Genomic DNA, 10,183 nt, shown 5'->3' on the forward strand with positions numbered 1-10,183 from the left:
AGCCCACACCCGGCCCCACCGAGACTCCGACCGAGGAACCCACGGAAGAGCCCACCGACGAGCCGGGTGACCCTGTACCGGATCAGTGGGCCGAGTTCGTGTCCCTACTCGAACAGGCCCCGGACGGCGTCGAGCCAGGCCGGTTCTGCAAGGGCGACCACGCCCTGCTCCTCTACGCCTGGAGCGACGCCTCCGCCGTGCAGTGCCAGTACAACCGCGAGTCCGAGCGCCACCACTGGGTGGAGGTGCACGGCTTCGAGGACCTCGTCGTCGAGGACCAGGACCCCACCGATCCTGAAGAGCCGGACGGGGGTGGGGACAGCGACCACAAGCCCGCCCCGCCCACCGACAACGGTGAGGACCCGGCCGCGGGGGACACCTCCGACCGGTCGCTGCCGGTCACCGGTAGCGCGCTGGCCGGACTGGTGGTCGCCGCGATGACCGCGACCGGCGCCGGTGCCACGGCCTTGTGGGCCACCCGCCGCCGGTCCGGACACGACGAGGACGGCGAGACCAGAGAGGACGACGCCGCCTGACGCCGACCCTGACCGACGGGGGCGCCCCACCTTGGAGGGGGCGCCCCCGCTCGCACGTGTCAGGTCGTCTGCTGCATGGACGCACCGTCCTCGAGCGATACCGAGTCGTCGGCCGGCCTCGGTGACCTCAGGGTGCAATGGCGACCCCTCGTAGGGCGATAAGGACCGGTCATCCGCGCGCCTACCTGGGTGCCGATGACGTTGCTACCCCTCGTAGGGGCAATGAAGACCCCGCCTGCAGCCAGGGACTGAACGCTGCGGTGACGTTGCGCACGAGCACCGCACGGTCACCCACCGGGTCCAATTCTCCGAGTTCACCGGCCTTCACCGCCCTGGAACAAGCGCGAGGCTTCGGCACCCTGAGAGGTATCCGCAGCCAGGGGCCCGAGCCGCGCCAGTCTCAGTTCTAGTCTCAGTACGCCGTGGTCCACCGGGGTTCGGACAAGTACGCCACAGCAGGTCAGAACGCTAATGAACCCCCGTGAACGGGTCTTGCCCGCTCTCCTAAAGCGGGTGCCGCAGGTTCGAATCCTGCCGGGGCCGCCATACGACCCGGGGTCTCCGTGTACGGAGACCCCGGGCCCTACGGCCGGTCGCAGTTCCGGCCTCAGGCCCTCGGCGCCCGCACGAACACACCCCCCAGAACGCCGGTTCACTCAGGACCGGGGCCCGACCGCACCGGGGCGGGGCCTGCCGCCTCCGCGGATGCGGGGCAGCCCTCCTCCCCTCACCGGGCAACTCCAGTTCCGCTGTGGCCAGGCGCCTCGCGTTGCGGGTGACGTAGGCCGTCTCCAGCGCCCCCGCGCGGTCGAGGTCCGCGCGCACCGTGATGGTGCCCGAGGGGGTCGCGATGCGCAGGAGGCCGCCGTCGCCGGGCCGGGGGACGACCATGCCCTCGGTCACGGAGGCCGCCGAGAAGGCCACGCTCACCGTCACCGCCAGCGCGGGGTGGGTGCGCCCCATGGACAGCATGGCCCCTGGATCCCGTCGCCCCCGTCGGCGGCCGGGGCGGTCCAGACCAGCTTCGGGATCGCCCGGGACACGCGGTCGGCGTCGGCCGCATCAGGGGCGATGCCCATCAGCGCCGAGGCGTGGGCGCGCGCCTCGCCGAGCACCGCGAGCAGGCGCGGATCGCCGTCCACCCGGTGTGTGCTCTCGTCCCCGGCCAGCCCGAGGTCGGGGCCCCACAACAGAGCGGTCGGATTGGCCGCGTCGACCAGGGAGGCGCGGATCCCGCCCCGCGATGTCTCCAGGACGTCGACGGGCCGCCCCGTCGGCAGCAGGGCACCGGTGACCGCGCCGGCCGGGGCCCGGGCGGCGCAGGCGGCGGTCAGCCGACGTAGCGGCGCGCCCGCGACGCTTTCCGCGGACCGGAGAGCAGCCGCAGGCCTTCCTCCACGTGCGGCGGTACGGGCCGGCGTTCCCGGAGCACCCACGGCAACCCGCGCAGGGCCTCGGCGACGGCCGCGGCGCTGGCGCGGTCCTTCGGGGCCGACCCCAGCACCTGCCGAGTGTGCTCCAGCGCGCCCCGCCACGGGCGGCGCAGCCACGCCGTCCACAGCGTGTTGCGCATCCCTTGCCGGCGGCGCCGCCGCGGGTCACGCACGGCCGATGCCTCGTGGTGCGCGACGGTGTGTCCGTCCCAGCACATCCACCATCCCGCCGACGCCAGATCGAGGGCGAGCAGTTCCTCCTCACCGCCCAACCACAGGCGCTCGGAGAAACCGCCGGCCGCGCGGAAGGCGTCCACGCGCAGGACACTGACGCCCGCCAGAATACCCAGCAGCGCCGGGCCCGGCAGCCAACCCGGCCCGGGGACAGGCGAGTGGCGCAGCTCCGGGGTGAGCGGGTCCTCCTCCCCCGAGGGCTCGACGATCAGGCGCGCGGTGACCGCACCCAGGCGCGGATGGGCGTCCAACAGGCGGGTGGCACGGTCGAGCGCCCCCACCTCCCACCAGGTGTCGTCGTCGCAGAAGGCGACGTAGGGCGTGGTGAGCGCCTCGGTCCCGATGTTGCGCCCGACCGCGCCCAGGTTGGCCGGGGCCCTGATCAGCCCCACCCCCGGGTGGTCCCGGGCGACCGCGTCGGCGGTGCCGTCGCCCGAGGCGTTGTCCACGACCACGACGGGCGGCCGTTCCGGGAGTGCCTCCAGGTGCGACAGCGTCCGCATCAGTTCCGGGCAGCGGTCGCGGGTGATGACGACGACGCCCACACGCGGTCTCATGCCCGCTCCAGGAGTTCGAGGTCGCGCTCCACCGCGGCCGGGACCCGCCTGCGGGACGCCCACACCTCGGGCAGCATCGCGACCGCCGTCCGCAGGGCCCGGCGTGCGCACGGGTCGCGCACGGCGCGTCCGGCCGTGTGCGCGGTGGAGGACAGCACGGCCTTGGGTCCGCGCCTCATCCACGCGGTCAGCAGCGCGTTGCGTTCCTCCAGGGTCCGGCGCCACTCCGAGGGCGGGCGGGCCTGCGAAGGGTGGTGGTGGGCGTGGATCCGGGACAGGTGGCACAGCCCCCAGCCCCGCGCCGCCAGGTCCTGGGCCAGCAGCGCTTCCTCCCCGCCGAAGAACAGCAGCGGTTCGAACCCGCCCGCCTCGTCGAAGGCGGTCCTGCGGACGACGCAGGCGCAGGCCAGGAACCCCAGTACCCGCGGTCCGGGAAGGTCCTCGGCCGGTGGCAGAGGGCTGTCGATCAGCTCGGCGTTGACGGGGTCGGCGCGCTCCTCACCGCCGACGAGGACCGCGGCGGCGACGAGCCCCAGACGCGGATGGGCCTCGAAGGCGTCGGCGGCGGCCTCCAGCGAGTCCCCGGTCCACCACGAGTCGTCGTCGCAGAAGGCGACGTAGGGCGTCGAGGTGTGGGCCACCCCGAGGTTGCGGGCCGCGCACCCGGTGTTGCTCGGGTTGCGGACCAGTGTCACCTCCGGGTAGCTCGCCCGGACCACGTCCGCCGTCCCGTCCCCGGAGGCGTTGTCGACCACCACGACCGGGGGCCTGGGTTCCAACAGTCTGAGGTTGGCCAGTGTGCGGCAGAGTTCGACGGCCCGGTCATGGGTGATGACCACGGCCGAGACCCGGGAGCGCTCCTCGGTCGTCATGGTTGGTCCTCCCGTTCCGCCCCTGTTGCGGGATGGTCCCCTGCCGGTCCGGGAACACCTCCCGGTCCAGTACGTGCGCCAGCGTGCGCCGCAGCCCCTCCCCCAGGTGGACGACCGGCGCCCACCCGAGGACCCGCATGGCCCTGCTGATGTCCGGCCTCCGGTAGTGCGGGTCGTCCTCGGGCCGGTCGACGAAGGACACCTCGGACCGGGAACCGGAGAGCACCCGGATGTAGTCGGCGAGGTTCAGGACGCTGACCTCCTCCTCGCTCCCGATGTTGACGGGGTCCGCCGTGTCGCTGTCGGCCAGGGCCAGCAAGCCCTCGACCGTGTCGTCCACGTAGCAGATCGACCGCGTCTGGTTCCCGCTGCCGGTGACGGTGATGGGTTCGCCCTTCAACGCCTGCCGGAGGAAGGTGGGGATCATCCGGCCGTCGTCCATGCGCATGCCGGGCCCGTAGGTGTTGAAGACCCGGGCGATCCCCGTGTCGGTCCCGAGGGTGCGGTGGTGCGCCGTGGTGAGCGACTCCGCGTACCTCTTGGCCTCGTCGTACACGCTCCGGGGCCCGATCGGGTTGACGTGCCCCCAGTAGGTCTCCCTCTGGGGGTGCTCCCTCGGGTCCCCGTACACCTCGCTCGTCGACGTGAGGACGAACCGGGCCCCGTGCGCCCGCGCGCAGGCGAGCGCGTTGCGTGTCCCGGCGCTGCCGGCCTCCAACGTCTCCAGGGGCATGCGCAGGTAATCGCTCGGAGAGGCGGCGGAGGCGAGGTGGAAGACCGCCTCCAACGGTTCGGTGACCTCCCAGTCCTCCGTCACGTCCGCCAGGAGCAGGGTGAAACCCGGGTGATCCAGCAGGTGCCGCACGTTCTCGGTGCGCCCGGTCGCGAGGTTGTCCAGGCAGACCACCCTCTGCCCCCGCTCGACCAACCGCCGGCACAGGTGCGATCCCACGAAGCCCGCCCCGCCGGTGACCAGCGCGGACCCCCTTCTCGGATACAGCATCGTTCGGTCCTCTCTCCCGCGGCGCCGCCGCCCGTGCCGCAGCGCCTGCTCGGGGCGGCCCCGGGATCTGTTCGATGGGTGTTCGCCGAACAGACCCTCAGGGCCAGGAAGTCTCGTCCGACGGGCACACGACCATCTCCCGGACCTCGCACCCGCGCGGTTGGCGCAGGGCGAAGAGCACGGCCGAGGCCACGTCCGCCGGATCGTTGAGCTGCGCGTCGGCCCCCGGGCGGTACTGCTCCGGACGGTCGTCGAAGAACGCCGTGCGCATCCCTCCCGGGACCAGGAGCGTGACCCCGACGGACCCGGCGAGCTCGGCGGCCAGCGCCCGGGTGAAGCCCACGACCCCGAACTTGGACGCGCAGTAGGCACTGGCATCGCTCAAGGCACGCAGGCCGAGGGTGGACGCGCAGTTGACCACGCTCCCGCGGGTCTCCTTCAGGTGGGGCAGGGCCGCCCGGGTCACGGCCACGGTGCCCAACAGGTTCACGGCGATCACACGTTCCCAATCGTCGGCCGCCACGTCCTCCAACGTCCCGCAGGCGTCGACACCGGCGGCGTTGACGAGGCCGGAGGGCGGGCCGTGTTTCTCCACGACATGGGAGACCGCCGCTTCGACGCCCTCGCGGTCGGCGAGGTCGGCCTCCTCGAAGGGCACGTCGGTCTCCGGGTGCTTGCGGTCCAGCACGACGGGCCGGCCGCCCTCCTCGGCGACGGCCCGCGCCGTGGCGGCGCCGAGCCCGGACGCGCCTCCGGTGACGATGGTCAGTCCGAGGTTGCGCATCTTCTTCTCCTTCACAGACGGTGTCTCAGGTCGCGGGGAGTCCGTCCTGTCCCCTCAGGCGGTCGATGAGCCCGGTCGTGGACCGGCCGGGCAGCAGGGGCAGAGTGACGACCTCGCCCCCGGCGGCGCGCACCACCGACGCCTCGGGCAGGTCGTCGGCGTCGTGGTCGCTGCCCTTGATCCACACGTCCGGCCTGATCTGCCGGAGCATGCTCATGGGTGTGCTGTCGCCGAAGAGCACCACGGTGTCCACGCAGGAGAGTGCGCCCACCAGCCGGGCCCGGTCGTGTTCCGGGACGACGGGACGCTCCTCCCCCTTGAGTCCGCGGACCGAGGAGTCGTCGTTGACCAGGACGACGAGGTGGTCGCCGAGGGAGCGGGCCCTGCGGAGCAGGTCGACGTGGCCGGCGTGCAGGAGGTCGAAGCAGCCTCCGGTGGCCACGATGCGTTTGCCCTCCCTGCGGGCGCCCTCGACCGCGGGTGGCGGGTTGAGCACCCCCACTGCGGGCCCGCGCCCCCTCTGTGCCTCGGCGAACGCGGCCGCGGCTCCGGAGGCGACGAAGCGCCCGGCCGCGCACGTGCCGGCCTCGACGGCGCACTCGACGACGAACCTCCGGGCCAGCAGCACGGTGCAGGCGGCCGCGAACGCGTCGCCCGCCCCGCAGGTGTCGCCGGGTCCCGGCACCGGTTCGGCCCTCACCTCGCCGCCGTTGCCCGACCGGTCGGCCCAGATCCCGCCGCGGTCGCCCAGGGTGACGGTGACGGCGTCCGCCCGCCAACGGTCCGCGAGGCCGCGTGCCCGCCGGAAGGTGTGCGCGGTGTCCGTGGCCGCGCCGACCATGCTCTCGGCCGCGTTGGGTGTGACCAGGTGCGTGCCCGGCACCGGGGGCGCACCACGGGGATGCGGGTCCCAAACGACCGGTGTGTGCACGGCGGTCTCGGCCAGCACCGCACGCACGGACCGGCTGTGTGTCAGTCCCAGCCCGTAGTCGGAGACCAGGACGGCGTCCACCCCGCGCAGGGCCCGGCGCACCTCCTCCGCCGACACGTCCGGCACGACCTGTTCGCAGCCCTCGTCGAGCCGCGCGAGTGTGGTTCCGCGGTCCTGGACACGGATCTTGGTCGGGGTACGCGTCCTGACCGGGAGCCCGTCGAGCACTACGCCCGGGCCGAGGCTGCGCGCGAGTTCGACGGCGCCCTCGTCGCGCCCGGCAGCCGTCACCAGGACCACCTCGCCGCCGCTGTACTCGTGGACCAGCCCGGCGGCCAGGCCTGCACCGCCCGGCCGGAGCCTGCGCACGGGTTCGTCCAGGACGGGCGCCGGGACGTCGGGGCACTGGCGGCGGGACTCCCCGCCCAGGTCGATGTCGAGGATGCTGTCGCCGAGCACGGCCAGACGCAGGGCACTCATGTGGTCCCCCTGGGTTCGGGAGCGGACGGGACACGGCGCCGCCGCTCGAGGGAGCGGTCCACCTCGGCGCAGAAGACGTGGACCAGTGCCAGGTGGACCTCCTGGACGGTCGAGGTGGAACAGGCCGGCACGGCGACGGTGTCGTCGCTCAGCGCTTCCAGCGCGCAGGGCCCCGGCCCGGTCAGGGACCAGGTCAGCACACCCAGTTCCCGGGCCGTCTTGACCGCCTCGACGACGTTCTCGCTGTTGCCGCTGGTGGACATGCACACCAGGAGGTCGCCGTGTGAGGCGTGTGCCCGCAGCTGTCGGGCGTAGACCTGCTGGTACCCGTAGTCGTTGGCGATGGCGGTCATGCTCGAGCTCTCGGCGTGCAGTGCCAGCGCCGACAGCGGAGAACGCTCGGTCTCGAACCGGCCGGTGAGCTCGACGGTCAGGTGCTGGGCCTCGGCGGCGCTCCCGCCGTTGCCGCACGCGAAGAGCCGGCGTCCGGAGGCCAGGGCCGGAGCGGCGGTCCGGGACCAGCGTTCGACCCGGGCGACGTCGGTGCCGTGCAGTGCCTCGCCCAGTGCGCGCAGATGGGTGTGCATCAGTACTCGTCCCCTCCGACGGCGGTCGCGGCCGTCCTCTCCGTGACGCGGTCGTGTTCCGGGGCGCGGGGAAGGACGGCGCCGGCGGTCAGCGACCGGTAACACTGCTCCGTGGCCCGGGCCACCTCCGACCACGAGTACAGTTCGCGGGCCCTCCTGCCGGCGGCCTCGGAGAAGGCCCTGCGTGTGTCGGGCCGGGCGAGCAGCCGACGGACGGCCCCGGCCAACCGGCCGGGGCTGCGTGCGGGCACGAGCAGCCCGGTCTCCCCGTGGAGCACGGTGTCGCGGTGGCCTCCCACCCGGGAGGCGACCACGGGGACCCCGCAGGCCATCGACTCGACCGTCGAGATACCGAACGGCTCGTACCAGGGCACGTTGACCGACACGTCCGAGGAACGGATGAGTTCGGGGACCTCGTCGCGGTCCACGCACCCGAGGAAGCGCACGCGGTCGTCCACACCCGTGCGCCGGGCGGCCGTGCGCAACCGTGCGATCTCGGGGTCCCCGGACACCTGCTCGGGGCGCGGCCCGCCGACCACCAACAGCTCGGCGTCGGGGACCCCGGCCAGCGCCATGACCACCGTGTCGATGCCCTTGCGGCGGACGAGCCGGCCCAGGCTGAGCAGGCGCGGCCGTGTTCCCCTGCGGGCGCCGGCACCGTCAGGGGTGAACCGCCCGGTGTCCACACCGCAGGGCACCACGGCGACCCGTTCCGGCCGGACACCCCACCCGACGAGCTCGTCCCTCTCCTCGCCCGAGGTCGCCACGACCTTGTCGCTCGCCAGGGCCACGGACGGTTCGATCCGTTGCCTCTCCGGCGGACTCGTGTCGGCGAGCCCCTGGAAACGCCGCTTGACCGATCCCAGCGCGTGGAAGGTCTGGAACACGGGGATGCCGAGTGCGGCGCCGGCGCCGGTCGCGGCCATCCCGCTCATCCAGAAGTGGGCGTGCACGACGTCCGGTCTGTCGCGTGCGAGCGCCCCGGTGAGCTCGCGTTCGAACTCGCCCATGTGGGGCAGGAGCCGGTCCTTGCCGATCGGCTCCCCCCGNGAAACCGACGGTGTCGGGCGAGGTCGGGTCGGTGCGCCGTGTGTGGACGACGACGTCGTGCCCGCGTCGGGCCAGTGCGGTTGCCAGTTCCGCCACGTGGACGTTCTGGCCGCCGGAGTCCTCTCCCGTGATGAGTGCCAGCGGGCTGGCGTGCTCGGACACCATCGCGATCCTCATCGTGTCACCTCCTCCAGCACGCGGTCCCAGTCGTCGAGGAACCTCGTGAGCCCGTACCGGTCCAGTGCCGCTTCACGCGCGGCGGCTCCGGTACGGGCCGCGTGTCCGGGGTCGTCCAGGAACGCGCGCAGCCCCGAGGCGAGCACGCCGGGATCCGTGGAGACGACGCCCGCGTCCGGGGGAACGGCCTCGTAGGCTTCGGTCGCGCCCACGGCGGCCACGGGCAGGCCCATCATCATCGCCTCGATGAGGGACAGCCCCAGGGACGTCCAGCGGAGCGGGTGGACATAGGCCCTGCGGCGCGCCAGCTCGGAGTGCATGGCGTGCTGGGGCAGGTCCTCGTGTGCGCGCAGTCGTGACCCGGGCAGTCCGAGCTGCCGCGTACCGTCCGGACACCCATGCCGAACAGGTCCACGGGGACCTCGGCGGCGAGCCCGGGGAGCAGGTCGGTTCCGGTGAAGCGCCAGCGGCGCAGGGGTTCGTTCAGCACCGCTCCGACCCGCGCCACCTCGCCGGTGTACAGGGGCCCGGGGTCCGGGACGCCGTGTTCGACGACGTGGACCGGTGCGCGTCCGCAGTCCCAGAAGAGGGCGTTGAAGTGCGTCACGTGCACGACCGGGATGTCGGACCGTCCGGCGAGCGGGTGCGTGGTGTCGGGTACGGCGCCGCGCGGGGTGTTGTGCTCGACGTAGACCGCGGCCACGTCTTTTCCGGGGACCGCGCCGAGGAGCTGCTCGGCGAGGCCGATCTCGTGGGGGCGTTGCAACAGGACCAGGTCGATGCCGGCCCCGCGCACCTGCTCGCCCGGGAGCTCCAGGGCGTTGGGCGGCCAGTCCCAGGTGTCGGCCCGGCCGCGCCCGTCGAGGCCGCGGTCGGGGGTCACCGGCAGAACGCAGGTGTGCCCCGAGTACAGGAACGAGGTCGTCCACGACCCGTGGACGTGCCACATGAGCACACGCCGGGGCCGGGCGGGCGTCCTCGTCCGCGTGGCGACCCCTCCCGACGGGGCGGTGGTCCTGTCCGTGTGCACGGTCATGGTGCCTCCCCGAGTTCGTCGGCGGCTTCCAGGACTTGGCCGGCGGTCACACCGCTGAGGCAGGGGTGTCCCGGCACGGGGCACCGCCGCGCCCGCGTTCCGGCACACGCTGCGTCCTGGTCCCCGAGCACCCGGTGGGCGACCCCGTACGGTGCCCAGGCCGAGGCGGGCACCACGGGCGCGAAGAGCGAGACCACCGGCGTGCCCACCGCGGCGGCGAGGTGGGCCGGACCGGTGTTGCCCGCCGTGACGACACGGGCTCTGCGGAGCACGTCGGCGAGCTCGGCCGTGGTGGTGCGTCCGGCCAGGTTGAGACCGAGCCGGCCGCCGACGTCCCCGGCCTTCTCTCGGTCGGTGCCGGTCACCACGACGCGGTGGCCCCGGGCGCCGAGCCGGGCGACCACGGCGCGGCCCAGGGCGTCGGGGAGTTCGCGTGCGGGAGCGTCGGCGCCCACGTGCACGACGGTGTAGCCGCCGGGGCCCGCGATCCCCCGTGTGTCGGG

The 10,183-nt window shown here is 73.5% G+C and carries 9 protein-coding genes and 3 pseudogenes; 1 reads left to right on the forward strand and 11 read right to left on the reverse strand.

Features of this window, described 5'->3' with window-relative positions:
- Positions 1 to 536, forward strand: a pseudogene (locus D474_RS32255) (hypothetical protein); the annotation flags it as partial.
- Between the two features lie 504 nt (positions 537 to 1,040).
- Here the strand turns inward: D474_RS32255 and D474_RS34275 are convergent.
- The 11 genes and pseudogenes from D474_RS34275 to D474_RS0112285 all read right to left on the reverse strand — a co-directional run.
- Positions 1,041 to 1,508, reverse strand: coding sequence for a PrpF domain-containing protein (locus tag D474_RS34275; RefSeq protein ID WP_152476757.1), 468 nt, complete (start codon positions 1,506 to 1,508; stop codon positions 1,041 to 1,043).
- Complete coding sequence (locus D474_RS33875; RefSeq protein WP_083931798.1) at positions 1,469 to 1,972, reverse strand: PrpF domain-containing protein; 504 nt, start codon at positions 1,970 to 1,972, stop codon at positions 1,469 to 1,471. The genes D474_RS34275 and D474_RS33875 overlap by 40 nt, the downstream gene beginning before the upstream one ends.
- On the reverse strand, positions 1,867 to 2,760 hold the full coding sequence (locus D474_RS0112245; protein ID WP_040703462.1) for a glycosyltransferase family 2 protein: 894 nt from the start codon (positions 2,758 to 2,760) through the stop codon (positions 1,867 to 1,869). Before D474_RS0112245 ends, D474_RS33875 begins: the two co-directional genes overlap by 106 nt.
- A complete protein-coding gene (locus D474_RS0112250; RefSeq protein WP_017613852.1) occupies positions 2,757 to 3,632 on the reverse strand; it encodes a glycosyltransferase family 2 protein in 876 nt (291 codons plus the stop codon). The genes D474_RS0112245 and D474_RS0112250 overlap by 4 nt, the downstream gene beginning before the upstream one ends.
- The gene (locus D474_RS0112255) at positions 3,583 to 4,635 is read right to left on the reverse strand and encodes an NAD-dependent epimerase/dehydratase family protein (protein ID WP_017613853.1); all 1,053 of its coding nucleotides are present in this window, start codon (positions 4,633 to 4,635) and stop codon (positions 3,583 to 3,585) included. The genes D474_RS0112250 and D474_RS0112255 overlap by 50 nt, the downstream gene beginning before the upstream one ends.
- A 97-nt stretch (positions 4,636 to 4,732) precedes the next feature.
- Positions 4,733 to 5,419, reverse strand: a complete 687-nt coding sequence (locus tag D474_RS0112260) for an SDR family oxidoreductase (protein ID WP_026118422.1) — start codon at positions 5,417 to 5,419, stop codon at positions 4,733 to 4,735.
- A 25-nt stretch (positions 5,420 to 5,444) separates the two neighbouring features.
- The gene (locus D474_RS0112265) at positions 5,445 to 6,830 is read right to left on the reverse strand and encodes a PfkB family carbohydrate kinase (RefSeq protein WP_017613855.1); all 1,386 of its coding nucleotides are present in this window, start codon (positions 6,828 to 6,830) and stop codon (positions 5,445 to 5,447) included.
- The gene (locus tag D474_RS0112270; protein ID WP_017613856.1) at positions 6,827 to 7,417 is read right to left on the reverse strand and encodes a D-sedoheptulose-7-phosphate isomerase; all 591 of its coding nucleotides are present in this window, start codon (positions 7,415 to 7,417) and stop codon (positions 6,827 to 6,829) included. The genes D474_RS0112265 and D474_RS0112270 overlap by 4 nt, the downstream gene beginning before the upstream one ends.
- Positions 7,417 to 8,644: pseudogene (locus D474_RS28480) on the reverse strand (glycosyltransferase). The gene D474_RS0112270 and the pseudogene D474_RS28480 overlap by 1 nt, the downstream one beginning before the upstream one ends.
- Positions 8,641 to 9,680, reverse strand: a pseudogene (locus D474_RS28485) (glycosyltransferase). The pseudogenes D474_RS28480 and D474_RS28485 overlap by 4 nt, the downstream one beginning before the upstream one ends.
- A partial coding sequence (locus D474_RS0112285; protein WP_017613859.1) for a glycosyltransferase family 9 protein occupies positions 9,677 to 10,183 on the reverse strand: 507 nt, incomplete at its 5' end. The gene D474_RS0112285 and the pseudogene D474_RS28485, both read right to left, overlap by 4 nt.

This window comes from Nocardiopsis salina YIM 90010 (assembly GCF_000341025.1).
Taxonomy (GTDB): Bacteria; Actinomycetota; Actinomycetes; order Streptosporangiales; family Streptosporangiaceae; genus Nocardiopsis; species Nocardiopsis salina.